This is a genomic window from Burkholderia sp. MS389 (assembly GCF_016899425.1).
Lineage (GTDB): Bacteria > Pseudomonadota > Gammaproteobacteria > Burkholderiales > Burkholderiaceae > Burkholderia > Burkholderia sola.
Window position 1 is genome coordinate 794,716 of the sequence record NZ_CP045996.1, and the last position, 23,586, is coordinate 818,301.

A 23,586-nucleotide genomic window follows, 5' to 3' on the forward strand; every position below is an offset into this window, starting at 1 on the left:
GTTTTCGTCGAGATCGTCCGGGGATTGCGCGTGGACCCGCTATCGGAAGTGCTGTCGCTGCTGGAAACGCGCGACTCGTTTTTCACCGGCCTGCGGGCCGGCGGCCCGTGGGCGGTCGACCTTCCGCCGCCCGACGGGATCAAGTTCAACGCGGTGGTCGAAGGCAGTTGCTGGCTGACCGTGGACGGTGCGGGGCCGCCTGTCCGGCTGCGCACGGGGGACTGCTTCCTGCTCGCCGCGCCGCGGGCATTTTCGCTGGCGAGTGATCCGTCGGTCGCGCCGGTGCCGGCCGCCGACGTGTACCGGCATCTCGAACGCGGTATCGCGCACTACGGCGAACCGGCCGACTGCTTTCTGATCGGCGGCCGCTTCGCGTACGAGGAAGGCATGCCGCTGCTGCTCGGCAGCCTGCCGCCCGTGGTTGTCGTCAGCGGCGATTCCGAACCGGCGGCGGTGCTGCGCTGGTCGCTGCAGCAGCTCGCACGGGAATTCGGCGCGGCGTCGCCGGGCGGGTCGCTGATGGTCCGGCATCTCGGCCACATGATGCTGGTGCAGATCCTGCGGCGCTATGTGGACGCCGGCGCGAACGGCGATGTCGGGTGGCTGGCCGGGTTCGCGGATGCGCGCGTCAGCGCGGCGCTGGCCGCGATTCACGCCGCGCCCGAGCGGCGCTGGACCGTCGACGCGCTGGCGGCCTGCTGCCACGTGTCGCGTTCGACGTTCGCGCTGCATTTCAAGCGGCGGCTCGGGTTCGGGCCGCTCGAATACGTGCTGCGCTGGCGGATCCAGCTGGCGATGCGCGAACTGCGCAGATCGAACGCGTCGATCTCGGCGATTGCGCAGCGGCTCGGCTACGACTCGGATAGCGCGTTCGGCCATGCGTTCAAACGCATCGTGGGCTGCTCGCCGCGCGCCTATCGTCATGACGTGACGAAGGAACCGCGCAACTAGCGTCGTGACCGCCCTCGTCGGGCGCGTGGCGGCGCGAATTCGTCAACGTCATGCATTCGCATTACGACTATCAGGATAAGTATTCTTATCACAATACGTCTATTTCATTTCCAAACTTGGCCGTGCAGCAATGCGTCACGCATCACGCGCCGGTATGCCGCAATTCCCCGTCGATGTGCTGCGGCAGCCTCAGCAGGTTGAAGATCGGGCACACCTCCTCGACCGCCTGATGCAATGCACGGATCGCCTCCGGCGGCTCCGGCGACACGATGTCCAGCGTATAGCGGATGTTGTGCGGGAATACCGGCACCTGTTCGAACCCGGGCTGCTGCGCGAGCGGATGCTGGTCGCCGGTGACTTCGACTTCGACCGCGTCGATCTTCAAGCCCCGCTCCGCGGCCTGGATCAACGTGATGTGCGTGAGGCAACTGCCGAGCACGCCAAGCTGCAACTCCGGCGATGCAGGCCCCAGGTTGTAGCCCGCGAAATCGGGCGGGCTGTCGCTGATCACCTGGAAATCGCGAATCCGGATCTCGCGCACGCCGCTGCGGCCGAGCGCGCGCACGGTCGCCTTCAGCGGCGTCGCCTTGAAATCGGGATCGTTGCGAGCGGCCTGCTGCTTCGCGTGCCACGCATCGCGCTTTTGCGCGAGATAGTCGTTCAGGGTCGTCATGGTCAAGTCATGGGCAGGCGGCACGCACGCGACGGATCGGTTCACTGCGCGCCGAAGCGATCAGTCGATCGCCGGAATCCACGCGGCCGTCGCCGCGTCGCTCGCGCGGAACGCCGGGAACTTCGCGCCGAGTTCGGCCACGGTATGAATGTCGTTCTTCACAAGATCGTCGCGCGTGATCAGCGTCGGCTTGACCGCGATGCGCGCGCCCGGGTTTTGCCCGGCGACCAGCAGCGCCGCGGCCCGCACCGACACCGCGCCGACGACCGCCGGATTGGTCGCGGCCGTCGCGACCCATGCGCTGTTCGGCGCGCGGATGGCCTCGATGTCGGCCGTCGACACGTCCGCGCTGTAGATGCGCAGCTTCGACGACAGCCGGGCCTCGTCGGCCGCGAGCTTCGCGCCGCGCGCGAATTCGTCGTACGGCGCGAACACGACGCGAATGTCCGGATTCGCGCGATACACGGCCGCCGCCTGGTTCGCGACCGACTGCGCGATCGGATTGTCGACGGTGCCCCAGCGCGCCTTTTCCCGAACCTGCGGGTGCGCGCGCTTGAAATCGCGCCACGCGGCATCGCGCCGGTCGAGCGGCGCGAATCCGGCCACGTACACATACCCTGCCGAGAACGCGTCGCCGTTGTCCTTCACCGCCTGATCGAGCAGCAGGTTCGCGAGGTCGCGATCGTTCTGCTCGATCTGCGGCACCTTCGGATTGGCGAGATCGACGTCGAACGCGACGACCTTGATGCCTTTGTCGAGCGCACGCTGAACGACGTCCTTCAACGATTCCGGCAAGCCGTGATTGACGATGATCGCGGACACGCCGATGTTGATTGCCTGCTGAATCTGCTCGCGCTGTTCGGCTGCGTCCTGCCGCCCTTCGTAGATGCGCAGATCGACGCCGAGCGCGCGTGCCTGCTTCTGCGCGCCGGCTTCGTAGGCCTGGAAGAAATCGCCGGTCGACAGGTAGTTGACGAGCGCGATCTTCACGCCGCCCTTGTCGAACGGTGCGGGCGCGCCCTTGAGCGGGCCGGCGTGTGCCGCGGGCATACCGAGCGCGAGTGCGGCGCCCAATACGAGTGCTCCGAGTTTCGGTTCGAGGCGCGACTTTCGGCGAAGCAACGAGCGCATGGCGTGTCTGTCTCCGTACAGGACGATATCGGCTCAATCTATCAGCACGGCACGCGAACTCAAACCGACCGATTCGGCAATCGATATTACTTTGGATAACAAACGGTCAAGCTTGAAGATTCTTCGGACCCTTGGACGCAGGAACCGAGTCTTGGCGCCCTCACCGTCACGCCCGGGCATCCGTACGGCGACCGATGCCGAACGTAAACGCCAGGGCGAGCACGAGGAGCACGCCCTTGATGAAGTCCTGCATATAGTAGGGAGCATTCAGCATCGTCAGCCCGTTGAGCAACACGCCGACGAACACCGCGCCGACGACCGTGCCGAACACGTTGGGCCGCTTCGCGCCCCACACCGCGTAACCGATCAGCGCGGCCGCCACCGCGTCGAGCAGCAGCGAGTGGCCCGCACTCACGTCGCCGCGGCCAACTCGCGCGGCGATCAGCACGCCGCCCAGCGACGCGATCGCGCCCGACACGACGTACGCGGCGACACGGTAGCGCGCGGCCGGCGCACCGGCCAGCCGCGCGGCCGTTTCGTTGCCGCCGATCGCGTAGATCACGCGGCCCCAGCGCGTCGCTTCCATCGTGATGCAGGCCAGCACCGTCACGGCCGCCAGCAGCAGCACCGGCAACGGTACGACGTCGAACACGCGCAGGCGGCCGAGCGCGAGGAACGCGTTGGGGAACACGCCGGTGGCGTCGGTGCCGTCCGGCAGCACGGAGCCGGTCGCGAGCGAACGGCCGCCGGTCGGAATCAACTGCAGGCCGGCCAGCAGGAACAGCGTGCCCAGCGTCGCGAGCTGGTCGGGCACGCGCAGCCGCGTAATCAGCAAGCCGTTGAACAAGCCGGCGGCCACGCCAAGCGCGACGCAGGCGAGCGCGGCAGCCCACGCGCTGCCGTGCCAGACGACCAGCACGTAGCTCGCGGCCATCTGCGCGGTCGCGGCCATGCTGCCGACCGACAGGTCGAAACCGCCGGCCGCGAGCGTGACCGTCACGCCGATGCCGAGCAACGCGACGATCGACACCGCCTGCAGGATGCTGAACAGATTGTCGAGGTTCAGGAACGCGGGCTCCTTGCGCGCGAATACGACCACGAGGATCGCCAGCACGAGCAGGATGCCGGTCCGTTCGAGCGCATCGCGGAGACGGACCGGCCAGGGGCGCGACGAACGTTGGACGGATGCGGCATGACGGTCAGCGGAAGAAGTCACGGGTTTCATGAGCAGGCACGCACGATGGAAGAAGTCGGAGGCTGGCAATCGAGCGTCGCGCGATCGAACCGCACGATACGATCGGCGATCTCGGCGGCTTCCTCGAGATCGCTGACGAACACGATCGTCGCGCGCTCATGCGCATGACGCCGCAGCGTATCGACGATATCGGCGCGCGCGCCCGCATCGATGCCCTGGAACGGCTCGTCGAGCAGCAACAGCCGCGCCGGTTCGGCGTGCCAGCGCGCGAGCACGACCTTCTGCTGGTTGCCGCCGGACAGGTGCGCGACGCGATCGTCGGGCCCCTCGCAGCGAATGCCGAACCGCGCGATCGCCGCCGCGGCGGCCGTGCGTTCGCGCGCTCGGCGCACCGCGCCGCTCGCGAACCAGCGCGACAGGAACGGAAAGCCGATCGTGCCCGCGATCGATGCGAACGGGACGCTGTCGGGGAACAGCGACGTGCGCCAGCGGTCCTCGCCGGCCAGGAATACGCCGGCGCGAATCGCGTCCGCCGGCGAACGTGGCCGCCACGGCCGGCCGTCGAGCGTCATCTCGCCGGCCGCCGCCCGCACCGCGCCGAAGATCGTCCGCGCGAAGCGCGATTTGCCGCCGCCGACGGGGCCCGCGATCGCGACGATCTCGCCGCGCCGGACGTCGAGGTCGAACGGCGTGCCGGTCGGCGTCAGCCGGACCTGCCGCGCGCTGAAGCCTGAGCCGACCACACCTGCGGATTCGACCCGCCCGGCACGCTCCGGCGCTGCTGCACGCGCACGCGGCAAGGGCCGCCCGATCATCGTTTCCACCGCGGCGTCGAAATCGATCGGCGCGGCCAGATCGGCGACGATCCGGCCGTCGCGGACGATCGCCGCGCGATCGGCGATGCGGCGCAAATCGCCGAGCCGATGCGATACCAGCAGGATGGCGACGCCATCGCGGCGCAACGCGTCCACCAGCACGAACAGCCGCTCGGCCTCCGCCGCTGACAGGCTCGCGGTCGGCTCGTCGAGAATCAGCAACGACGGTTGCCCGGCCAGCGCACGCGCCAGCGTCACACGTTGCTGGTCGGCCAGCGACAGCGCGGCGAGCGGCGCCGCCAGGTCGACGTCGAGCCCGACCCGCGCGGCGAGCGATCGTGCCGCGTCGCGGCGAGCTGCCGGCGGCACGCGCCACGGCGACGCCGGATCGCACAGCCGGTCGAGCAGCAGGTTGTCCGCGATCGACAGCGTCGGCACGACGGCATCGGCCACCGACTGGTGCACGGTCGCGACACCGAGCCGCTTGGCCGCGTGCGGCGACGCCGGCCGATACGGTTCGCCGCGCAGCGTCAGCGTGCCGCCGTCCGCGTGCAGCGCACCGCTCAGGATCTTGACGAAGGTCGACTTGCCCGCGCCGTTCGCGCCCATCAACGCGACGACTTCGCCGGCGCCGATCGACAGGTCGAGCGCCGACAGTGCGACGGTCGCGTCGAATCGCTTCGCGATGCCCGTGGCGCTCAGGACGGGCGGCAACGCCGATCGACGGGGGCGATCTTCGCGCCGCGTCGCGTCCACGGTTTCGTTCGTCGCGCGATTCATGCCGGAAGATTCCGGCCGGCACGATGCGGTTGCAGCAGGAACAGTACGTCATCGGTCATGTCATGCCACTCCGCGGAAAGTCGTTCGGTATCGATCGGATCGTCAGCCCGCTTCAGGCACGGGAAACCGGAACGACGCGCCATGGGCCGTGTCCGGCAGGCGGTCGCGCCCGCTCAGCCGGGAACGGAAGGTGCCGCCCGCCGGCGACGTCCGGTACAGGCCGCGCTTTTTCAGTTCCGGCACGATCAGTTCGGCGAAATCGTCGAGCGTGCCCGGGCTGATCAGCGGATTGAGCATGTAGCCGCTCGTCGTCGACTGCCGCGCATGCTCGGCGAGTTGGTCCGCGACTTCGTCGGGGGAGCCGACGAGGATCAGGTCGGTGCCGCGCGTGACGCTCGCGAACTTGCGCCGCACGTCGCCGGCGGTGAGCGGCTTGCCGCTGCCATCCGGCCGCACCACGTAGGACGTCAGCCCTTCCGTCTGCGTCGTCAGCGGTTCGTCGTCCGCATAGCGGTCGATGTCGATGCCGGTGTCGCCCGCATAGCTGACGAGCTGCGCGTGCTGGTGATAGTGCTGCTGCAGCGTGTGATATTTCTCCTTCGCGTCGCCCGACGAGCGCGCGGTCACGATCCGCAGCACCGTCAGCGACTTCACGTCGTCCGCCGCGCGGCCGCGCTCGGCCGCGCGCCGGCGAATCTCGTCGAGGCCCGCGCGAATCTCGTGCGGATTCGACTTCGCGACGAACACCACTTCCGCGTGCTTCGCCGCGAACTCGCGCCCGCGCCCCGACCAGCCGGCCTGGATCAGTACGGGCGAGCGCTGCGGCGACGGCGCACAGACGTGCGGCCCCTGCACGCGGTAATGCCTGCCTTCGTGCGCGATTGGCCGCACGCGGTCGCCACGCGCATAGCGCGGCGCGTGCTTGTCGGCGACGACCGCGTCGTCCGCCCAGCTTCCTTCCCACAGTTTGTAGACGACGTCGAGAAATTCCTCCGCGCGCGCATAGCGTTCGTCATGGCCGATCATCCGGTCGAGCCCGAAGTTGCGCGCCGCGCTCGTCAGGTAGGACGTCACGATGTTCCAGCCGATCCGGCCGTTGCTCAGATGATCGAGCGTGCTGAAGCGGCGCGCGAGCGCGAACGGATGCTCGTACGTCGTGCTCGCCGTCACGCCGAACGCGAGCCGCTCGGTCTGCGCGACGAGCGCCGGAATCAGCATCATCGGATCGTTCGCGGGCGCCTCGACCGCCCACTGCACCGCGGCGTCGGCCGACCCGCCATAGACGTCGTACAGGCCGAGCACGTCCGCGAAGAACAGCATGTCGAGATCGGCCTGCTCGGCCGTGCGCGCGAGGTTCGACCAGAACGGGAGCGTATTCGCGCGCAGCCGCTCGTCGGCGGGATGGGTCCACAGGCTCGGCGCGCCGCCGCAGCCGACGCTGGCTTGTTCGTACAGGGAAAACAGCAAGGGGCGAGGATCGGACATCGTCGAAATCGGTACCAGGCAAGAAATCAGTTGGGTGCCGCCCACGCGCCCGACGACGCGCGGCCGCGCGGTGCGGACACGCGGTCGTCGGGCGTGCGCGTCAGGTAGCGATTGATGCGCTTCTCGAGACGGGCGGCGGGAATGGTCAGCAGCGCGACCAGCACGACATAGACGATCGCCGCGCCAGCCAGCGGTTCGTACACGCGCAACGTCTCGAAGCGCAGCGTATTGGCCGTGCCCATCACGTCGAACACGGTCACGGTCGACGCGAGGACGGTCGATTTCAGCAGCAGGATTGCCTCGCCGGTGAGCGCAGGCAGCGCAAGCCGCCATGCACGCGGCCCGACGATGCGGCGCAGCACCTGCATGCGCGTCATCCCGTAGGCATGGCCGGCCTCGATCTCGCCGGCCGGCACGCCGGCGATCGCGCCGCGCAGGATCGTCGCGACGTACGCGCTCTCGTTCACGCTCAACGCGACGATCGCGTACCAGAACGCGTCGCGCAGCAGCGGCGACGCCCAGCTGTCGCGCATCCATTCGCGCGGAACGATCTGCCCGAATCCGTAGTACAGCAGATAGAGCTGAACGAGCAGCGGCGTGCCGCGGATCAGCATGAGCCAGCCGCGCGCGGACCAGCGCAGCGGCGGATGGCGTGCACCGGCGGCGAGCGCGAGCGGCACGCCCAGCAGCACGCTGGCCGCGCCCGACCAAAACGTCAGCGCGAGCGTGGTCGGCACCGCGGCGAGCAGCTTCGGCATCACCGTGTCGAGCAGAAAAGGCAGCGAGAAGATCATGTCGTCGCGCGCCTCGTGCCGCGATTCGCATGCCGTTCGAGCGCCGCGAAAATGCCGGTCGACGTGATGCTCAGCAGCAGGAACAGTGCGGCCGTGACCAGATAGAAGAAGACGTAGTGCCGCGTCGCACCGGCCGCGAGCTGGCTCGCCTTCAGCAGATCCGTGAACGAACCGAGCACGCTGATGAACGACGCGTCCTTGGTCGCGTTCAGCCACACGTTGCCGACGCCCGGCAGCGCGAGCCGCGCGGCGGCCGGGAGCCGGATGCGCGCGAACGTCTGCCAGGGCGTCATCCCGTACGCGTGCGCGGCTTCGATCTCACCGACCGGCACGTTGACGAGCGCCGCGCGGAAGATGTCGGTGAGATACGCACCCTGGATGAAACCGAGCGACAGCGCGGCGACGACGAACGGATCGAACGCGAAGTCGCCGGACACGATGCCGCTGCCGCGCAGCGCGTTCTCGATGGCTGGCGCGACCGCGTAGAACGCGAGCAGCAGGCACAACAGCTCGGGCAGCGCGCGCACGAGCGTCGTGTAGAGGCGCGCCAGCCACACGAGCGCCGCGTATCGCGACAGCTTGCCGAGCGCGCCGGCGATGCCGAGCAGCACGCCGGTGCAGAACGATGCCGCCGCGACGCCGAATGTCAGCGCGAACGCGCCCGCGAACACGCGGCCATAACCGCCGTCGCCGAATGCGAGCAACGCGAGCAGCGAATCGTCGCCGGCCATGCGCTCAGCGACCCTTCTCGATCGTGCCTTTCAGGTTCGGATAGCGGGCGGTGATCGCATCCCACGTGCCGTCCTGCTGCAGTTGCGCGATCGCGGTCGACAGCTTGCCGCGCAGCGCATCGCCATGCCGCACACCCGCGCCGATGCCGAGCCCCAACACCGGATTGTCCGCGCACGTGGCCTTGACCTCGAAGTCCTTGCCGTCGCGCGACGCGAGGAACGCCGTGAACAGCCCCTTGCCTTCCTGCACGTAGTCGACGCGACCGGACACCAGATCCGCGAGCGCATTGTCGAACTTGTCGAACGCCTTGATCTGCGCATCCTGCTTGAAGCGGGCATCGAGGAACGCCGAGAAGTTCGTGCCGGCCTCGACGCCGATCACGCGGCCCTTGAAGGTGGCGGGCACCGCGCAGTCGACGCGGCGCCGGTCGCTTTTCGCGCCGACGAACACGGTCGGCGATTCGTAATACGCGCGGCTGAAATCGATGGCTTTCTGCCGCTCACCGGTGATCGTCATCGACGACCAGATCACGTCGATCTTGCGGTTCTGCAACGCCGGAATCAGGCCGTCCCACGCAATGTCGGTAAGCTCGCAGCGCACGTTCAGCTTGCCGCACGCGGCCTCGAGCACGTCGATTTCCCAGCCCTTCCACTTGCCGGAGGCATCCTTCGAAAAGAACGGCGGGTACGACTCGGCGTCGATGCCGACGCGCACCGTCGGCTGGGCCGCATGGGAAACCGGCGCAAGGCCGAGCACGAACAGCGCGGCCGCGACACGGCGGCCCCCGGAACGCATCAAACGATTCATGTGGCGCATTTCTGGAATAACGTCGGAACGACCGGCGTTGCAGCCGGCAGGAGGCGTGACTGTAATGCGCGCCGAAGCGTGTACCAAATGGTTATTTTTTCGATGGATATCTGATCGCGCGATATGCGCGCAACCGCGTACCGTCCGACGTCCGGCACGGTACGCGGTTCATCCGTCGTTCACGCCGCCACGGCCTCGCGCCGCAACGCCGGCAGTTCCAGATTCGCGCGGAAATCGCCGCCCATATGGTCGATATCGAGCAGATCGCGCCGCCGCAACTCGGGCAGCAAGCCGTTGAGCAGCAGGTCTTCCCGGTCCGGCTGGCCGAGCCCGTGCAGCGGCGGCGCGCCCGCCGTACACGGCTGCAACGGATCGCGCGGGACCCGTACGGTTCGTTCGACCCGCGCTATCCGGTCGGCTGGATCATCGGCGAAGGACTCGACGCGGTCGGTATTCACGGCGACGCGCGCCGCCGCCCGCGCGACAACCGCGCGTCACCGCCCGATCGGCAACCCGGTCGGTTCGATCCAGCCGAGCTTGTACGCGATCAGCAGCGACAGAAACAGCGTGACCGACAACCCGACGCGCGCGGCGAGCGACCACGCCATCCGCTTGGATTTGCCGCGATCGTGATTCATGAAGTACAGCGCGAAGATCAGGCTCGCGATGATCATCGCGAATGCCACAGAAACCAGCAGGGTTTTCATTGCCGTTGCCTTTGAAGATCCGAATCGGCCTGAATCAGTTCGGCCAGTTTTTGCCGCTCGTCGGCGACGCCGCCGACACCCGATGCCGGCCAGTCCAGCGCGACGCCGTTGCCGAGCGAATCGCGCACGAGCGCCTGGTAGCGCCGGTCGTTGATCGTGCCGTGTTCCATCGTGTCCGAGATCTCGCGCCGAAACGGCAGCGGGAAACTTGCGTACCCGCGCGACAGCGCCGCATATTGTCTCGCATCGATCTCTTTCGACGAAGGTATGACGGTCCAGATCACCACGGCGACGATGGCCGTGAACGGGATCGCCGTGTAGCGAAGGATGAACTTGATCGGGGTCATGAAGCGGTGAGCAGAAGGGAATCGCGAGTGAGCGAGCGCCGCGCGGCGTCGAAACCGCCAGCCGCCGCGCGTTGCATCATTGTACTGAAAGCACCATCCTGCCAACAGAGTATGATAATGACATTATCATGTTCATCACATGATTCGACAGCCCCAGGATCCGGTGCAAGCAGCGTGCCCGTCACGCCATCCGCACCGGTTTTCCGCCTGTACCCGCGAATCCGCGACGATCGAGCGAAGCCCTTATGCCAGCGCAGTACTTTCGAACCCTGACGGGAAAACACCGCAGCGCGACCGCGAACCGCCAGCTCGGGTTTTCGCTCGCGTTCGTCGCCGGCGCGGCCAATGCCGGCGGCTTTCTCGCGGTCAAGCAATACACGTCGCACATGAGCGGCATCGTATCGGCGATCGCCGACCAGACGGCGCTCGGCGACGTGCGGCTCGCGCTCGCCGGCATCAGTTCGCTGGGGTCGTTCCTGATCGGCGCCAGTTGCTCGGCGATCCTCGTCAACTGGGGGCGCCGCCGCGGGCTGCACAGCCAGTTCATGCTGCCGCTGCTGGTCGAGGCCGCGCTGCTGTTGCTGTTCGGACTGCTCGGCAGCCATCTCGCGCTGTGGGAAACGTTCTTCGTGCCGGTGACCGTGACGCTGCTGTGCTTCATCATGGGGCTGCAGAACGCGACGATCACGAAGCTGTCCGGCGCGGAAATCCGCACGACGCACATCACCGGCATCGTGACCGATCTCGGCATCGAGCTCGGCAAGCTGTTCTACTGGAATCGGTCGGCCATCGACGTCGACGCGCATGCGGTGATCGCCAACCGTTCGAAACTGAGGATACACGCGACGATGCTCGCGTCGTTCTTCGTCGGCGGCCTGGCCGGCGCCATCGGCTTCAAGCACGTGGGCTACGTATCGACCGTGCCGCTCGCCGCGGTACTCGTCACGCTCGCGATCGTGCCGGTGCTCGACGACCTGTTCGCGCTGCTGCGCGCCAAGCGCTGATCGTGTGCCACGGGCGGCACTTGGGCGCTTCCGGAGCTCGAGCCGACAGCGCATCGATTATAATTTGATTAACATACTGATCACTCTCGCCCCGTCATGGAAACGAAAACCGCCCGCCTGACCGTCCTGATCGATCCCGCGAAGAAGGAAGCCTTCGAGATGCTCTGCGCGGAGCAGGATCTTACGCCGTCGCAAGTCGTGCGGCAGTTGATCCGCGAATATCTCGACCGGCACGGCGTCACGTACAAGACTCGCAGCGCGATCGGCAAGCGCGTGAAGTAAGCGCGTGAAGTAAGCGCGGCCGCAAAGGCGCGCGGCGTCGGCGCGGTAGCCACGGCCGCCGCCACCTCCGTCACCATCACGCGCCGATCTCCCAACGTTCGTGCGATTGCGCACGCCACACCAGCCGCCGCGGATCGATGCCCTCGCCGTGCTTCATGCGCCTCGCGGTGGCGGCCAGCTTCAGTTCTCCCGCCTGCGGGCACGCAAGCGCCCGCTCCAGCAGGATACGCAGCGACGGCAGCCGGCTGCCGTCCTTCCATGCGAATGCAACGAAGTTGTTGTCGTCGCCGCACGGCACCAGCGCATACGACGAGCCGAATACCGATCGCAACTGCTCGAGGTGCTGCGGCAATGCCGAATCGTCGTCCATGAAGTTGATCGCGAGCACGCCGGCTTCGCTCAAGCGCGCGCGGCACGCATCGAGAAATGTGCCGCCCGTACAGCGGCCGCGCATACCGTCGGCGACGAATGCATCGTGCAGGATCACATCCGTGCGCACATCCGCCCGCTCCAGATGATCGGCGCCGTCGGCGCATACCACGCGAAAGCGCGCGTCGTCGGCAGGAATCCTGAACACGTCGCGCAGCGCGATCACGTCCGGATTGATCTCGACCGCGTCGATCGACGTGCCGGGCAGGTGGCGGTAGCAGTACTTCGCGAGCGACCCGCCGCCGAGCCCGAGCATGCAGATGTGCGCGGGCTCGGCCTGCAACAGCAGAAAGCCCATCATCACGCGCGTATAGCCGAGCGCGAGCCGCACCGGATCGCGCAGCGACATGAAGCTCTGGGTGCCGAGATGATCGAAGTGCAGCGAGACCGCGTGCTGCGTCTCCAGCACGAACGGCCGGCCGTCGTTCAGCGGCGTCGCCAGGAACCTGACGAACGCGTCGTAGGAAGTTCGATCCTCGGCCATGTGCGGGTAATCGGTTGACAAGCAGCGGCTGAAAAAGCAGCGAATGAAAACGCGGATGCAACGGTCGCCTGGACCGTGCGCTCAGACCTTCTTCAGGTAGCACGCCTTCAGCATGAAGCCGCCCATGTCGGTCTTGCAGTCGACCTCGTGATCGCCGCCGACGAGCCGGATGCTCTTGACCTTGGTGCCCATCTTCAGCGTGATCGACGAACCCTTCACGCGCAAGTCCTTGATCAGCACGACCGAATCGCCGTCGGACAGCACGTTGCCGTTCGCGTCCTTGACGACGTCGCCCGCCGGTTCGTCGCCGGCCTCGGCGCCGGCGTCGGCCGACCATTCATGGCCGCAGTCCGCGCACACGGTCAGCGCGCCGTCCGGGTAAGTGTTTTCCATCGCGCATTGCGGGCAGGCAGGGGCGTTCATTGCAGCTTCCATTCGGGGAGGGGTTCGGGTCGATCGACGATGCCGGGCGAGCACGTTGCGCGCCCGGAGGCGCGGCGACTCGCTCCGCCGGCAGTGCGGCGGGCCGGCATCGGCGCACACGGCATTATAATGCAATTCACATGATCTGGCGGATGCATTATAATCGTCCACTTCCGACAATCCGCGAACTTGAATGCGCCTTCGCAGCGGATGTCGGCACGTTCGCGCCGAATGGCGCGCGCAATCCGCCCGGCCGGCGCCCCGCGACCCTGCGGGAAATCGTGACATGCCGGCCGCCCGATGTCCGCAACACGTGCGCAACCGTGCACCGTGCATGTCGTGCACCGCCCCGCCCACCTGTCCGGATGCTTTCCAGCATCGTGGCAACCGTTGTGTACGTTGAAATCGGCCCCGCATGGAACCGCAATCGCGGCCGCGCCGCGCGCGACGCGGCGGTCGACGCGGCACGCCGTTTCGACAGCGACATCCAGCTGATCGCGAACGGGCACCGCAGCAACGCAAAAGACAGCGGCGCGATCGCGTCGCTGCAGGTTCACGGCGGCACGTCGGCGCAGGTGCTCGCCACCGGCCCCGACGAGGAAGCGGCGCTGCACGCGCTGCTGCCGTTGCTGCAAGCACGCTGACGCGTGCGCCGCCGATCCCGCGGCCACGCGCCGTCCATCCCGAAACGCCATTTCACGAGGAAGCGATGAACGAGACTCTCACGCCCAACACCCCCAACCTGTCGGCCTCCGCGATCTGGGCGCTCGAACGCCTCGCCGATGTTCGCTACGGCCGCGACGCGCCGGCGCTCGGCTGGTCGATCGCGCGGGAGCTCGTCAACGCCGGGTTCGTCAGCCATCCCGCGCACGGGCGCTCCGGCGCGTCGATCACGGCCGAAGGGCGCTCCTTTCTGAAAAGCCGCAAGTAACCCCTGCCACCGCCGAACCCCGGCCATCCGCGCGATGCGCATGCCTACCCCGATGCGGGCGGGGAATTGCGTCCGCATCGCCGTTTACGCGGTATCGTACGGGACCCAAGCGCGGCGCCCTGCGTCGCCGTCCTTTCCTCATGGAACGCCCGATGACAATCAGCGCCGTGCCACCCGTCTCGTCCCCGCCCGTTCTCGACACGCCACGCCTGATCCTCGAAGGCCACCCGCTCGGCGACTTCGACGCGCTCGCCGCGATGTGGGCGGAGCCCGGCGTCGTCGCGCACATCTTCAACGGCACGCCTTCCACGCCGCGCGACTCGTGGATGCGCATGCTCGCGTATCGCGGGCTGTGGCCGCTGCTCGGCTATGGGTACTGGGCGATTCGGGAAAAGGCGTCGGGCCGGTATGTCGGCGATCTCGGCTTCGCGGATTTCCACCGCAACATCGAGCCGTCGATTCGTGGCGTGCCGGAGGCCGGCTGGGCGCTGGCGACGTGGGCGCAAGGCAACGGCTATGCGACCGAGGCGCTCGCGGCCGCGCTCGCATGGCTCGACGCGCAGCAGCGATTCGAGCGCAGCGTGTGCCTGATCGCGCCGACCAACGTCGCGTCGATCCGGGTCGCGGAGAAAGCCGGTTACGGCGCGCCGCAGCGCATCCGCTTCAACGACGCGGAGTCGCTGATGTTTTCGCGCAAGCGTCGATAGGTTGGGCGAACCGGCGGGCGAGTCAGTCGGCGACCGGTTCGTAGCAATGCATGAAGAGGCCGTCGTCCATCGGCCAGCAGTTACCGCATTCGTCGCGCAGGATCCAGTCGCCCGGCTTCACCGAACGCCAGCCTTCCGGCGTCGCGACCGCCCACCCGCCGTGACGGCGCTCCACCCGTTCATGGTCGCCGTCGGCGAACCACCGCGTTGCATCGACGTGACCGGTGCGTTTCTTGAATTTCATTCCACCACCGAAGGAAGCGAGTCTTAGTGTCGCGTAGCCGCCGCGCCCGGATCGGGCAACCGCTGCTGCGCCCTCAGTGCGTTCGTTGCCAAGCGGGTTTCATGCAACGCTTGCCAGCCCTCCGCGATGAGCGCCTCCAGCGTGTCGCGCGCGACCGTGGAAATCCTGACGTCCATCTCCTGCACCTTCATCAGCGCCGACACGACCGCGGCCGGTTGATTGGGTGCAAGCGCAACGATAAACGCCGAACGCATCTCGGCGGCCCGGACGGCCTCGTTCCAGTCGGCACGCGCCACCGCGGCTTCGATCGCGTGCGTGAGTGCATCGAGACGCTGGACGACTTGCAACGGCGTCATTTCGTTTCCCCGTGAATGATTCGTACTGTCCGCTTGCGGGCCCGTCGGGAGCCGGCGCGGCGTCGATTCGACCCACGCGCAGCCGGTTCCGCACCCGAGCAGCATGACGCGACGTGCCGTCGAAACCGGCCGTCGACGCGCTCGGGAACCAGCGGCGATCGCACGATGCGAGGCGCGTCAGTCAGGTTCGGGAATTGTAGGGAGCAGGATGCCGGGACGTCGGTAATATTTTGTAATGATATGTCGACTAACCTTGCCTGGCCTGGGTTCGGCCAGTGCGAACGACGTTCGCGACAGCGCATCGGCGCAAACGTTTTCGTCTGAAGGATGCCTGCTCGCGCATCGTCGCGAGCGCCGCGCCGGATCTCGCATCGACCCGTTTCGGCCGCGCGCGGCCCTGCCCCGCCCACCCCCTGCGTTTCACCCGGCAGCGGCGATTCCCCCATAGCTAAGCTCACCGAACGATTCAGAATTCACCACATTCCATTGGAATGTTGCGCAGTATCATCCACGTCGCTTCGGCTACGACGCGCTCGGACTGGGCCTGACCGCTCGCCACCTTCCCGTTTGCCCCTTCGTTTAGCGATGCCCATCCGAATCCTGCTCGTCGAAGACGACGTCCCGCTGTCCGCGCTGATCGCCGATTACCTGCGCAAGCATCATTACCTGGTGGATACGCTGTTCGACGGCGCCGGCGCGGTGCCGGCGATCGTCGCGAGCCACCCCGACCTCGTGCTGCTCGACGTCAATCTGCCGGGCAAGGACGGCTTCGAGATCTGCCGCGAGGCGCGCATGCACTACGACGGCATCGTGATCATGGTGACGGGCCGCGACGAACCGTTCGACGAATTGCTCGGCCTGGAACTCGGCGCGGACGACTTTCTCCGCAAGCCGGTCGAGCCGCGCCTGCTGCTCGCGCGGATCAAGGCGCAGTTGCGGCGTACGCGCGCGCCGACGGGCGACCCCGTGCCGGATTCGCCGCAGCGATACGTGTTCGGCAAGTTCTCCATCGACCGGACCGACCGCCGCGTGCATCTTCCTGACGGCAGCATGCCGCGCCTGACGTCGACCGAATTCGACCTGCTGTGGGCGCTCGCGTGCCGCGCCGGCGAGGTGGTCAGCCGGGAAGACCTGACGCTGCTGCTGCGCGGCATCGCGTTCGACGGCCTCGATCGCTCGATCGACGGCCGCATCTCGAAGCTGCGCCGCAAGCTGCGCGACGATGCGAACGAACCGAAACGGATCAAGACCATCCGCTCGAAGGGCTATCAGTTCAGCAAGCACGCGTGGGATTGAGGCCGCGCGTGAGCGGACGAGCTGCGTAGCGCGCGGCCCGCGATGCTCGGCGCGCGCTCGGGGCTACTGCGCCCGTGCCGTACCGGTATCCGTATCCGGTCCGGCCTGCCATCCACCGCCGAGCGCCTTGTACAGCGCGACGAGATCGGTCGTCGTCTGCAACGCGCCCTGCTCGGCCTGCTGCCGGCCCTCCGACCATTGCCGCTCGGCGTCCAGTACGTCGAGGAACGGCGACAAGCCCTTCCGGTATCGATCGCGCGCGAGATCCAGCGCGCCCTGTTCGGCCCGCACCGCGTCGTCGAGCGCGGCCGCGCGCGCCTGGTCGGTGCGGTACACGGCCAGCGCATTGTCGACGTCGCGCAGCGCGACGAGCACGGCTTGCCGGTAAGCGAGCGCCGCTTCGGCCTGGCGCGCCTGCGACAGCCGCAGGTTCGACACGAGCTGCCCGCCGGAGAAGATCGGCAGCGATACGGCCGGCCCGAACGCATAGAACAGGTGCGACCAGTGCGCGAGTTCGCGCACGTGCGATGCGCGCAGGCCGACCTGCCCGGTCAACGAGATGTCCGGATAGAACTGCGCGACCGCGACGCCGACGTCGGCGGTGGCCGCGTGCAGCTCGGCCTCCGCGCGACGGATGTCGGGGCGTCGGCGCGCGAGTGTCGACGGCAGGCCGACCGGCACGGTCGGCGGCACGTCCGGCAACGCGCGCGGCGCGTCGAGCCAGTCGTCGAGCGCGCCCGGCGCGCCGCCGGCCAGATACGCGAGACCGTTGCGCAGCAGCACGATCTGCTGGTCGAACTGCGGCAGTTGCGCGCGGATCTGCGCGAGCCGGGCCTCGGCGCTGCGCACGTCGAGATCGCTCGCGAGACCGTGCGCGGCCTGCTCGCGCGTCAGGTCGACCAGTTCGCGCTGCGCGCGTTGCAGGTCGTCGGCCAGCGCGCGTTGCGCTTGCGCGCCCCGCAGTTGCAGATAGGTCTGCGCGACTTCGGCCTCGAGCGACAGCAGCGCATCGTCGCGGCCCGCGACCGCCGCGCGCGTCTGCGCGCCGGCCGCTTCGACCGAGCGGCGCACGCGCCCGAACAGGTCCAGCTCCCACGATGCGTCGAACCCGGCCTGCCACAGGTTGACCGGCGATTCGAGCGCATCGAGCGCGCCGCGCGCGCCTTGCTGCATGCTCTCGCCGGTGCCCGGCCCGAACCGGTCGAGCGGCGAGCCCGGCGCGCCGAGACGATCGACGCGCTGGTCGATACCCTGCTCCTCGACGATGCCTTTCAGGCCGAGCTGCTCGCGCTGGTAGCTCGCGTTCGCGCGCACGTCCGGCAAGCCCTGTGCGGCAGCGGCCCGCACCTGCGCGCGCGCCTGCACGATGCGCAGCACGGCGGCCTGCACGTCGAGGTTGTCGTGCGCCGCGCGCTCGACGAGCTGGTCGAGCAGTGGATCGCCAAACGCGCGCCACCAGCGCGGATCGGGATCGGCGTCGACCGTCGGCGACGACCGTGCGGCGACGCCGGACGCGGGGGCGGCCGCCTGCCCGTCCGCCCGCATCGCATGCCAGGTGTCCGGGACGTCCGCTTGCGGCGGCTGGTAGTCGGGTCCGACGGTGCAGCCCGCGACGATCGCGCATCCCGCGAATAGCGTCACCGCGCGGCACACGATGGGGCGAATCAGGTGGCGGCGACGATTGTTCCGATGCATGCGCATGTCAATGCCCTCCCGCGCCGCCAGCGGCCTTCGCCGGCGAGAACAGGAACGTCAGCGGAATGCTGAACGCGCAAAACACCGCGAGGATCGCGAACACGTCGATATACGCGAGGATCGTCGCCTGCGCGATGAACGTCTCGTACAGCCGCCCGGTGGCCGTCTGCAGCGCGGATGACGGCGGCGCCCCCGTCAACGCGCCCACCGCGCGCGCGTTCTCCTGCAGCGCATCCTGGAAGTTCTGCGACAGCGTCGACATGTGCGTGGACAGATGCGCCATGCGCGCCTGCGTGCGCTCCCGGATCAGCGCGGTCGACACCGAGATGCCGATCGAGCCCGCGACGTTGCGGAACATCGTGAACAGCGCGGACGCGTCGTCGTTGAGCCGCTGCGGCACGGTCAGGTACGCGAGCGTCGTGATCGGCACGAACATGAAGCCGATCGCGAGCGACTGCGCGCAGCGGATCATCATCAGGTGCGTGTAGTCGATGTCCGGCACCAGCGTGCGCGAATAGATCAGCGAAACGCACAGCAGCACGAAGCCGAACCCGACCAGATAGCGCGTCTGCACGTGCGGCATCAGCCGGCTCACGAGCGGAATCTCGAGCGTGATCAGCAGCGCGCCGGGCGACAGCACGAGCCCCGCGAGCGTCGCCGTGTAGCCGAGCCGCTGCTGCGCGAGCTGCGGCACGATCACCGCGCTGCCGTACAGCACGGCCGCGAACGTCGCGATCGTCACGCAGCCGAGCGCGAAATTGCGGTCGCGCAGGCACGACAAGTCGACCACCGGCTTCTTCGTGCGCAGCAGCCACAGCGTCGCGCCGACCAGCCCGAGCGCGGACAGCACGGCGAAGACGCGGATGAAGTTGGAGCCGAACCAGTCCTCGTCCTCGCCGCGATCGAGCATCACCTGCAGGCAGCCGAGCCCGATCGCGATCAGCCCGATGCCGATGTAGTCGATGGAAATCCCGCCTTCGGCGCCGCGCCGCCACGGCGGATCCTCGACGAGCTGCATCACCGCGAGCACGGTCAGCGCGCCGATCGGCACGTTGAGCAGGAACACCCAGCGCCACGAGAAATGGTCGGTGATCCAGCCGCCGAGCGTCGGCCCGAGCACCGGCGCGACGACGATCGCGATCGCCGAGATCGAGAACGCGCGGTTGCGCTGCGCGGGCGGGAACGTATCGAGGATGATCGACTGCTGGTTCGGCTGCAGCCCGCCGCCGAACAGCCCCTGCAGCACGCGGAACACGATCAGTTCGCCGAGGTTGGTCGCGACGCCGCACAGGAACGAGCACACGGTGAACGCGGCGATGCACAGCAGGAAGTAGCGCTTGCGGCCGAGCAGGCGTCCGAGGAACCCCGAGATCGGCAGCACGATGCCGTTCGCGACCAGATACGACGTGAGCGTCCAGGTCGCCTCGTCGTAGCTCGCCGACATCGTGCCGGCGATGTGCGGCAGCGCGACGTTGACGATCGTCGTGTCGAGCACCTCCATGAACGCGGCGAGCGTGACGACGATCGCGATGAGCCACGGGTTCGCGGCGGGACGCCACGTGCCATCGGATGCGCCGCTGCGCTCGGGTGGCCGGTTCATCGGCGGGCCTCGTCAGGCAAGAACGGCATGCGGGTATCGGGCATCGGATCGCTCCGGTCGACACCGGTCGCGGCACGGCGGCCGGTCATTTCAGGTGGACGGTCGGCACGGCCGACAGGCCGAGACCGAGCGGCGGACGGTTCGGCAGCGGGCCGTCGAGCACGATCTTCACCGGCACGCGCTGCACGATCTTCACGAAATTGCCGGTCGCGTTCTCGGTCGGGAATGCGGAGAAGCGCGAGCCGCTGCCGAGCTGGATGCTGTCGACGTGGCCGTGCAGATCGAGATCGGGATACGCGTCGACCGACACGTCGACGCGGTCGCCGACGCGCATCCGCTCGAGCTGCGACTCCTTGAAATTCGCGGTGATCCACACGCGCGGCGTGACGATCGAGAAGATCGACGTGCCCGCTTGCAGGAACGAGCCCAGTTGCACGTTGCGCCGCGTGACCCAGCCGTCGGACGGCGCACGCATCTCGCAGTACGACAGGTTCAGGTTGGCCGTCTCGAGCTGCGCGCGCGCCTGCAGCACCTGCTGGCGGCGCTCCTCGACGGCCGTCTCGGCCTGCCGGATCTGCTGCGGCACGAGGCTCGCGGTGCGCGCCTGCGCCTGGGCCATCGCGACGTTCGCGTCGGCGGTCGCGCGCTGCGCGTCGGCCGCGTCGATCGCCTGCTGCGAGGTTGCGCGCGCATCGACCGCGCGCTGCCGCGCCTGCGCGGCGAGCGCCTGCCGGTACGCGGCTTCCGCGGATTCGATCTGCGCGCGCGCCTGCCGGTACTGGGCCGGATACTGCACACGCGCGATGTCGAGCTGCACGCGCGCCGCATCGAGCTGCGCCTGTGCGAGACCGCGCTGCGCCTGCGCGGCGTCGACCTGTGCGCGGTAGTCGCGCGGATCGATCTCGACGAGCACGTCGCCGCGCCGCACGAACGTGTTGTCGTCGACCGCCAGCCGCGTCACGTAGCCGGACACGTGCGGCGCGACCGCGACCGCGTTGCCGTCGGTGTACGCATCGTCGGTGCTTTCCTGGTTGCGCGTCGCGAACCACCACACGAGCCCGCCGACGAGCAGCACGAACACCACCGCGCCGAGGATGATCAGCGGCTTCTTGCCGGGCCGCTTGCGTTCGCCTTCGCCGTTGTTGCCATCTCCGTCGCCGCCGGTGCGGCCGCCGCGATCGTCGTGCGGATGGTGGTCGCCGCCACCGCCGCCCGGCGCGTCGGTCGGCCGCTCGCCGTTGCCGCCCGGCGCGGCGCCCGAGCCGCCGGCGCCGGACTGGCCGTCGCCCGCCCGCGCGACGGCGGGCGGCCGGCGCTCGAACGCCGGCCACGGCACCCGCAGCGGCGTCGACGGTACGACGCCGGCCATCGCCGGCGCAAGCGCGTCCGGCGCGCCGGCGCCGTCCCGTCCGGGCGTCGACGCGCGCCGGAACGCGACGCCGAATCGCTGACGAACGGATAACGGGCACAAGATCGCATCGGGCATGAAACGGAGCTCCAGGCGGCGGGCGCGGGCGTCATTGCCCGCGCCGACCTCAAGCGCGCGATCAAGCAAACAGCGGGCCCGGCAACGGGCTGCGTTCGACCGCGGCACGCCCGATGCGCGCTGCGTACGCTTCAACCGCCCCGACAGGACGCTCGAACCATGACACGCTCGACCTCACTCGACACCGACACACGCGACGAAGATCGCGGCGACAGCACGCCCGGCCCCGAGGGCAAGCGCCGCGGCACGACCACGCCGCCGCCACGCAGCGCGCACGACCCCGCCGAAGGCAAGCCGGCCGGGAAGGAAAACGGCACGTCGCCGCATCGTCCGCCATCCGGCGAACACGGCCGCACGTGATCGCCGCGCCTCGCGCGGCCCGCCCGCCGTCCCGAAGGGGCCGCACCGGACGGCGGCAGAAATGACAAGCCGTTGAAAATTCGCGGGCGACGATCGACACGTTCGCCCGAATCGTCCACACGCCGCCCCGCGCGACGGCGACGCAGGAACGCACGTTGCGGCACAGGCGCATGGATCTTTCAATCACCCACCCCCTGCCCTGCATGACGCTACCCGACCCGTCCGATTTCCCCGTCCGCGCGGTGCCGCTCGCGCCGCTGGCGAAGGAACGCGCCACGATCGTCTGCGTTCGCAACCGGCGCGTGCTGCTGGTCGCGCGCGGGCGATCGTCGCGCTGGACGCTGCCGGGCGGCGTGATCCGGCGCGGCGAATCGGCACTCGACGCCGCGCATCGCGAGCTTCGGGAGGAAACGGGACTTGTCGATCTCGAACTCGCGTATTTCTTCTACGTGGACGGCAGCGTGAAGCGCCATCACGTGTTCGTCGCGAGTCTGCCGCGCGGCGCGCACGCGTGCCCGGGCCGCGAAATCGCGCTGTGCCGCTGGGTCGGCATCGACGCGGTATCGCACTGGCCGGCGAGCGCGCCGACCCAGCGCATCATCCGTCAGTTCGCGGGCCTGTGCATCGCCAGCGGCTTGCAACCGGACGCGGTCACGCGCCTTTCGTCGTCTCGTTGAGCCCGGCGACCGGCGACTGCGGATCGCGCGCGAGCCCTTGCGCGAAGACTTTCAGCCCTTCGAGCAGCGGCGTCAACGCATCCCACAGCGCCGCGTCGTGCAGCAGGCGATAGATGCCGCGCACGCCGGGCGCGACATGCTCGTGCTGCGCCGGCTGCCACGCGCCGACGTGATGCAGCGCGTCGGCCGCCGCGAACGCGGCGCGACCGAACTGTTCCGGCGGAATGCGCGACAGCGCCGTCACCAGCATCGCGAGATTCTGCATGCCGCTCTGCATGCCGGACTTGTCGAGCGCGTCGACGAACGTGTCGGCGAGTCGCGCGTTCGCGCTGACGACCTCGTTCGCGAAGCGCAGGAAGCCGTGCCGATGCAGGCTGCCGAGCAGGTGTTCGAGCGCGTCGTGCGCGCCGGGCTCCGGATGCGGGGGCGTCGTATCGGGGGGCTGGCGGTCGGTCATGGGCTTGCTCCGGTTGAGGCGCCAGGCTGCCGTCGTACCGGCAGCCGTGCGTGCGCCGAATGCGTGTCGTACTCGTTCGCCGGCCCCCCGCCAGTGCGGGCAGCCGCGGCCGCGTCAGTGCGAATGACCGTCGGGCGACGCCTTGTATTCGCTGCGCGCGCCCATCGCGTCCTCGACGTGATGCACGCCGTGCAGCGCGGCGACGCCGTCGATCAGCGCCTGCCGTTCGGCCTCCTCGACCTGTCCGGTCAGGCACACGTTGCCGTGCTCGACGCTGACGTCGATGTCGCGCGGGCGACCGACGAGCCGGCCGAGCGCCGCACGCACGCGCTCGGCGACCTGCACGTCGTTCGCATCGCCCGCGAGCCAGTCGGCCCGCAGGCCGGCGATCGCGCCGCGCGCATGGTCGGCCGCACGCTTCACCTGCGTATTCGCGTAATCGGTGACGCCGTGCCGGCCCGCGGCCGCCTTGTCGCGCAGATAAGCGCGACGACGCCGGCCGGACGACGGATCGAGGAAGTACATCGCGGCCGCCCCGCAGGCGACGGCCACCGCAATATTCAACAGCGGATTCGAAGGAGTTCTGGAGTTCATGGAAGCACCATACGCAATACCCGGAACGACCGGGCTTCGTCTCGGTGTGCAGCACGTGCCGTTCCCCGCTGCAGGCAGCGCGTGCACGCGGTCGCGCCGCGACGCGGCGCCGGAAACGACAAGCGTTTGAAAAATCATCGGGCC

Annotated in this window: 29 protein-coding genes; 9 read left to right on the plus strand and 20 right to left on the minus strand. The window is 68.6% G+C overall.

The window, feature by feature from the left end; genetic code table 11:
- The first annotated feature begins 30 nt into the window (after positions 1–30).
- Complete coding sequence (locus GJG85_RS33185; protein WP_124555846.1) at positions 31–951, plus strand: AraC family transcriptional regulator; 921 nt, start codon at positions 31–33, stop codon at positions 949–951.
- Between the two features lie 142 nt (positions 952–1,093).
- Here the strand turns inward: GJG85_RS33185 and GJG85_RS33190 are convergent, their stop codons facing one another.
- From GJG85_RS33190 to GJG85_RS33240, 11 genes are all read right to left on the minus strand, one after another.
- The gene (locus GJG85_RS33190) at positions 1,094–1,624 is read right to left on the minus strand and encodes an OsmC family protein (RefSeq protein WP_089490382.1); all 531 of its coding nucleotides are present in this window, start codon (positions 1,622–1,624) and stop codon (positions 1,094–1,096) included.
- 60 nt (positions 1,625–1,684) lie between these two features.
- Positions 1,685–2,755, minus strand: coding sequence for a substrate-binding domain-containing protein (locus GJG85_RS33195; protein WP_050017823.1), 1,071 nt, complete (start codon positions 2,753–2,755; stop codon positions 1,685–1,687).
- A gap of 166 nt (positions 2,756–2,921) precedes the next feature.
- On the minus strand, positions 2,922–3,980 hold the full coding sequence (locus GJG85_RS33200; RefSeq protein ID WP_124653438.1) for an ABC transporter permease: 1,059 nt from the start codon (positions 3,978–3,980) through the stop codon (positions 2,922–2,924).
- Positions 3,977–5,545, minus strand: a complete 1,569-nt coding sequence (locus GJG85_RS33205) for a sugar ABC transporter ATP-binding protein (protein WP_204384531.1) — start codon at positions 5,543–5,545, stop codon at positions 3,977–3,979. The genes GJG85_RS33200 and GJG85_RS33205 overlap by 4 nt, the downstream gene beginning before the upstream one ends.
- A 102-nt stretch (positions 5,546–5,647) precedes the next feature.
- Positions 5,648–7,030, minus strand: a complete 1,383-nt coding sequence (locus tag GJG85_RS33210; RefSeq protein WP_050017820.1) for an NtaA/DmoA family FMN-dependent monooxygenase — start codon at positions 7,028–7,030, stop codon at positions 5,648–5,650.
- A 26-nt stretch (positions 7,031–7,056) separates the two neighbouring features.
- Positions 7,057–7,824, minus strand: coding sequence for an ABC transporter permease subunit (locus GJG85_RS33215; RefSeq protein ID WP_124630973.1), 768 nt, complete (start codon positions 7,822–7,824; stop codon positions 7,057–7,059).
- On the minus strand, positions 7,821–8,555 hold the full coding sequence (locus tag GJG85_RS33220; protein ID WP_050017818.1) for an ABC transporter permease subunit: 735 nt from the start codon (positions 8,553–8,555) through the stop codon (positions 7,821–7,823). Before GJG85_RS33220 ends, GJG85_RS33215 begins: the two co-directional genes overlap by 4 nt.
- A gap of 4 nt (positions 8,556–8,559) precedes the next feature.
- Complete coding sequence (locus GJG85_RS33225) at positions 8,560–9,363, minus strand: transporter substrate-binding domain-containing protein (RefSeq protein WP_050017817.1); 804 nt, start codon at positions 9,361–9,363, stop codon at positions 8,560–8,562.
- Between the two features lie 179 nt (positions 9,364–9,542).
- Positions 9,543–9,821 carry a hypothetical protein gene (locus tag GJG85_RS35145; protein WP_235356312.1) on the minus strand — a complete coding sequence of 93 codons (279 nt, stop codon included), beginning with the start codon at positions 9,819–9,821 and terminating at the stop codon, positions 9,543–9,545.
- A 36-nt stretch (positions 9,822–9,857) separates the two neighbouring features.
- The gene (locus GJG85_RS33235; protein ID WP_006489184.1) at positions 9,858–10,070 is read right to left on the minus strand and encodes a twin transmembrane helix small protein; all 213 of its coding nucleotides are present in this window, start codon (positions 10,068–10,070) and stop codon (positions 9,858–9,860) included.
- Positions 10,067–10,417 carry a hypothetical protein gene (locus tag GJG85_RS33240; protein WP_050017815.1) on the minus strand — a complete coding sequence of 117 codons (351 nt, stop codon included), beginning with the start codon at positions 10,415–10,417 and terminating at the stop codon, positions 10,067–10,069. Before GJG85_RS33240 ends, GJG85_RS33235 begins: the two co-directional genes overlap by 4 nt.
- Before the next feature lie 245 nt (positions 10,418–10,662).
- Here GJG85_RS33240 and GJG85_RS33245 point away from each other — a divergent pair, with 245 nt between their 5' ends.
- Positions 10,663–11,421 (plus strand): YoaK family protein, encoded by a 759-nt coding sequence (locus GJG85_RS33245; RefSeq protein WP_089490379.1) that lies wholly within the window; start codon positions 10,663–10,665, stop codon positions 11,419–11,421.
- A 96-nt stretch (positions 11,422–11,517) separates the two neighbouring features.
- Positions 11,518–11,703 carry a ribbon-helix-helix protein, CopG family gene (locus GJG85_RS33250; protein ID WP_006489181.1) on the plus strand — a complete coding sequence of 62 codons (186 nt, stop codon included), beginning with the start codon at positions 11,518–11,520 and terminating at the stop codon, positions 11,701–11,703.
- Between the two features lie 76 nt (positions 11,704–11,779).
- Here GJG85_RS33250 and GJG85_RS33255 read toward each other — a convergent pair whose 3' ends face one another.
- Positions 11,780–12,616: a spermidine synthase gene (locus GJG85_RS33255; RefSeq protein WP_089490378.1), complete on the minus strand. Its 837-nt coding sequence runs from the start codon at positions 12,614–12,616 to the stop codon at positions 11,780–11,782.
- An 81-nt stretch (positions 12,617–12,697) separates the two neighbouring features.
- Complete coding sequence (locus GJG85_RS33260; protein WP_006489167.1) at positions 12,698–13,039, minus strand: zinc ribbon domain-containing protein YjdM; 342 nt, start codon at positions 13,037–13,039, stop codon at positions 12,698–12,700.
- Positions 13,040–13,179: 140 nt separating this feature from the next.
- On the opposite strand from GJG85_RS33260, the gene GJG85_RS35150 reads away from it, so the two are divergent.
- From GJG85_RS35150 to GJG85_RS33275, 3 genes are all read left to right on the plus strand, one after another.
- Entirely contained in the window at positions 13,180–13,683 is a 504-nt protein-coding gene (locus GJG85_RS35150; RefSeq protein ID WP_239469008.1) for an HPr family phosphocarrier protein, read from the plus strand.
- A gap of 65 nt (positions 13,684–13,748) precedes the next feature.
- Positions 13,749–13,970 (plus strand): hypothetical protein, encoded by a 222-nt coding sequence (locus tag GJG85_RS33270; RefSeq protein WP_050017811.1) that lies wholly within the window; start codon positions 13,749–13,751, stop codon positions 13,968–13,970.
- A 140-nt stretch (positions 13,971–14,110) separates the two neighbouring features.
- On the plus strand, positions 14,111–14,677 hold the full coding sequence (locus tag GJG85_RS33275; RefSeq protein ID WP_050017810.1) for a GNAT family N-acetyltransferase: 567 nt from the start codon (positions 14,111–14,113) through the stop codon (positions 14,675–14,677).
- Between the two features lie 22 nt (positions 14,678–14,699).
- On the opposite strand, the gene GJG85_RS33280 is transcribed toward GJG85_RS33275, so the two are convergent.
- Together GJG85_RS33280 and GJG85_RS33285 are read right to left on the minus strand one after the other, a co-directional pair.
- The gene (locus tag GJG85_RS33280) at positions 14,700–14,921 is read right to left on the minus strand and encodes a hypothetical protein (RefSeq protein WP_050017809.1); all 222 of its coding nucleotides are present in this window, start codon (positions 14,919–14,921) and stop codon (positions 14,700–14,702) included.
- A gap of 23 nt (positions 14,922–14,944) precedes the next feature.
- Complete coding sequence (locus GJG85_RS33285; RefSeq protein WP_050017808.1) at positions 14,945–15,277, minus strand: hypothetical protein; 333 nt, start codon at positions 15,275–15,277, stop codon at positions 14,945–14,947.
- Between the two features lie 585 nt (positions 15,278–15,862).
- Between GJG85_RS33285 and GJG85_RS33290 the strand changes: the two genes are divergently transcribed.
- A complete protein-coding gene (locus GJG85_RS33290) occupies positions 15,863–16,573 on the plus strand; it encodes a response regulator (protein ID WP_050017807.1) in 711 nt (236 codons plus the stop codon).
- Between the two features lie 63 nt (positions 16,574–16,636).
- Here GJG85_RS33290 and GJG85_RS33295 read toward each other — a convergent pair whose 3' ends face one another.
- The 3 genes from GJG85_RS33295 to GJG85_RS33305 all read right to left on the minus strand — a co-directional run bounded on the left by GJG85_RS33295 (position 16,637) and on the right by GJG85_RS33305 (position 21,354).
- Positions 16,637–18,268, minus strand: coding sequence for an efflux transporter outer membrane subunit (locus tag GJG85_RS33295; protein WP_239469009.1), 1,632 nt, complete (start codon positions 18,266–18,268; stop codon positions 16,637–16,639).
- A gap of 7 nt (positions 18,269–18,275) precedes the next feature.
- Entirely contained in the window at positions 18,276–19,868 is a 1,593-nt protein-coding gene (locus GJG85_RS33300; protein ID WP_204384532.1) for a DHA2 family efflux MFS transporter permease subunit, read from the minus strand.
- A gap of 85 nt (positions 19,869–19,953) precedes the next feature.
- Positions 19,954–21,354, minus strand: a complete 1,401-nt coding sequence (locus tag GJG85_RS33305; RefSeq protein ID WP_089490376.1) for an HlyD family secretion protein — start codon at positions 21,352–21,354, stop codon at positions 19,954–19,956.
- A 159-nt stretch (positions 21,355–21,513) separates the two neighbouring features.
- Here GJG85_RS33305 and GJG85_RS33310 point away from each other — a divergent pair, with 159 nt between their 5' ends.
- Complete coding sequence (locus GJG85_RS33310) at positions 21,514–21,714, plus strand: hypothetical protein (RefSeq protein ID WP_089490375.1); 201 nt, start codon at positions 21,514–21,516, stop codon at positions 21,712–21,714.
- A 203-nt stretch (positions 21,715–21,917) separates the two neighbouring features.
- Positions 21,918–22,391 carry an NUDIX hydrolase gene (locus GJG85_RS33315; RefSeq protein WP_089490374.1) on the plus strand — a complete coding sequence of 158 codons (474 nt, stop codon included), beginning with the start codon at positions 21,918–21,920 and terminating at the stop codon, positions 22,389–22,391.
- Here the strand turns inward: GJG85_RS33315 and GJG85_RS33320 are convergent.
- Entirely contained in the window at positions 22,366–22,848 is a 483-nt protein-coding gene (locus GJG85_RS33320; RefSeq protein ID WP_089490373.1) for a hypothetical protein, read from the minus strand. The genes GJG85_RS33315 and GJG85_RS33320 overlap by 26 nt on opposite strands.
- Positions 22,849–22,962: 114 nt before the next feature.
- Positions 22,963–23,442 carry a BON domain-containing protein gene (locus GJG85_RS33325; RefSeq protein ID WP_050013925.1) on the minus strand — a complete coding sequence of 160 codons (480 nt, stop codon included), beginning with the start codon at positions 23,440–23,442 and terminating at the stop codon, positions 22,963–22,965.
- Positions 23,443–23,586: the final 144 nt, after the last annotated feature.

What these genes read in the sequence shown, in the direction of transcription:
- GJG85_RS33300 (WP_204384532.1), bottom strand. Translation starts at nt 19,868, where the DNA reads ATGAACCGGCCACCCGAGCGCAGCGGCGCATCCGATGGCACGTGGCGT.
- GJG85_RS33205 (WP_204384531.1), bottom strand. Translation starts at nt 5,545, where the DNA reads ATGAATCGCGCGACGAACGAAACCGTGGACGCGACGCGGCGCGAAGAT.
- GJG85_RS35150 (WP_239469008.1), top strand. Translation starts at nt 13,180, where the DNA reads ATGATCTGGCGGATGCATTATAATCGTCCACTTCCGACAATCCGCGAA.
- GJG85_RS33290 (WP_050017807.1), top strand. Translation starts at nt 15,863, where the DNA reads ATGCCCATCCGAATCCTGCTCGTCGAAGACGACGTCCCGCTGTCCGCG.
- GJG85_RS33315 (WP_089490374.1), top strand. Translation starts at nt 21,918, where the DNA reads ATGACGCTACCCGACCCGTCCGATTTCCCCGTCCGCGCGGTGCCGCTC.
- GJG85_RS33270 (WP_050017811.1), top strand. Translation starts at nt 13,749, where the DNA reads ATGAACGAGACTCTCACGCCCAACACCCCCAACCTGTCGGCCTCCGCG.
- GJG85_RS33190 (WP_089490382.1), bottom strand. Translation starts at nt 1,624, where the DNA reads ATGACGACCCTGAACGACTATCTCGCGCAAAAGCGCGATGCGTGGCAC.
- GJG85_RS33225 (WP_050017817.1), bottom strand. Translation starts at nt 9,363, where the DNA reads ATGAATCGTTTGATGCGTTCCGGGGGCCGCCGTGTCGCGGCCGCGCTG.
- GJG85_RS33210 (WP_050017820.1), bottom strand. Translation starts at nt 7,030, where the DNA reads ATGTCCGATCCTCGCCCCTTGCTGTTTTCCCTGTACGAACAAGCCAGC.
- GJG85_RS33285 (WP_050017808.1), bottom strand. Translation starts at nt 15,277, where the DNA reads ATGACGCCGTTGCAAGTCGTCCAGCGTCTCGATGCACTCACGCACGCG.
- GJG85_RS33275 (WP_050017810.1), top strand. Translation starts at nt 14,111, where the DNA reads ATGGAACGCCCGATGACAATCAGCGCCGTGCCACCCGTCTCGTCCCCG.
- GJG85_RS33200 (WP_124653438.1), bottom strand. Translation starts at nt 3,980, where the DNA reads ATGAAACCCGTGACTTCTTCCGCTGACCGTCATGCCGCATCCGTCCAA.
- GJG85_RS33220 (WP_050017818.1), bottom strand. Translation starts at nt 8,555, where the DNA reads ATGGCCGGCGACGATTCGCTGCTCGCGTTGCTCGCATTCGGCGACGGC.
- GJG85_RS33240 (WP_050017815.1), bottom strand. Translation starts at nt 10,417, where the DNA reads ATGACCCCGATCAAGTTCATCCTTCGCTACACGGCGATCCCGTTCACG.
- GJG85_RS33320 (WP_089490373.1), bottom strand. Translation starts at nt 22,848, where the DNA reads ATGACCGACCGCCAGCCCCCCGATACGACGCCCCCGCATCCGGAGCCC.
- GJG85_RS33245 (WP_089490379.1), top strand. Translation starts at nt 10,663, where the DNA reads ATGCCAGCGCAGTACTTTCGAACCCTGACGGGAAAACACCGCAGCGCG.
- GJG85_RS33255 (WP_089490378.1), bottom strand. Translation starts at nt 12,616, where the DNA reads ATGGCCGAGGATCGAACTTCCTACGACGCGTTCGTCAGGTTCCTGGCG.
- GJG85_RS33280 (WP_050017809.1), bottom strand. Translation starts at nt 14,921, where the DNA reads ATGAAATTCAAGAAACGCACCGGTCACGTCGATGCAACGCGGTGGTTC.
- GJG85_RS33215 (WP_124630973.1), bottom strand. Translation starts at nt 7,824, where the DNA reads ATGATCTTCTCGCTGCCTTTTCTGCTCGACACGGTGATGCCGAAGCTG.
- GJG85_RS33310 (WP_089490375.1), top strand. Translation starts at nt 21,514, where the DNA reads ATGACACGCTCGACCTCACTCGACACCGACACACGCGACGAAGATCGC.
- GJG85_RS33295 (WP_239469009.1), bottom strand. Translation starts at nt 18,268, where the DNA reads ATGCATCGGAACAATCGTCGCCGCCACCTGATTCGCCCCATCGTGTGC.
- GJG85_RS33250 (WP_006489181.1), top strand. Translation starts at nt 11,518, where the DNA reads ATGGAAACGAAAACCGCCCGCCTGACCGTCCTGATCGATCCCGCGAAG.
- GJG85_RS33260 (WP_006489167.1), bottom strand. Translation starts at nt 13,039, where the DNA reads ATGAACGCCCCTGCCTGCCCGCAATGCGCGATGGAAAACACTTACCCG.
- GJG85_RS33305 (WP_089490376.1), bottom strand. Translation starts at nt 21,354, where the DNA reads ATGCCCGATGCGATCTTGTGCCCGTTATCCGTTCGTCAGCGATTCGGC.
- GJG85_RS33325 (WP_050013925.1), bottom strand. Translation starts at nt 23,442, where the DNA reads ATGAACTCCAGAACTCCTTCGAATCCGCTGTTGAATATTGCGGTGGCC.
- GJG85_RS33195 (WP_050017823.1), bottom strand. Translation starts at nt 2,755, where the DNA reads ATGCGCTCGTTGCTTCGCCGAAAGTCGCGCCTCGAACCGAAACTCGGA.
- GJG85_RS33235 (WP_006489184.1), bottom strand. Translation starts at nt 10,070, where the DNA reads ATGAAAACCCTGCTGGTTTCTGTGGCATTCGCGATGATCATCGCGAGC.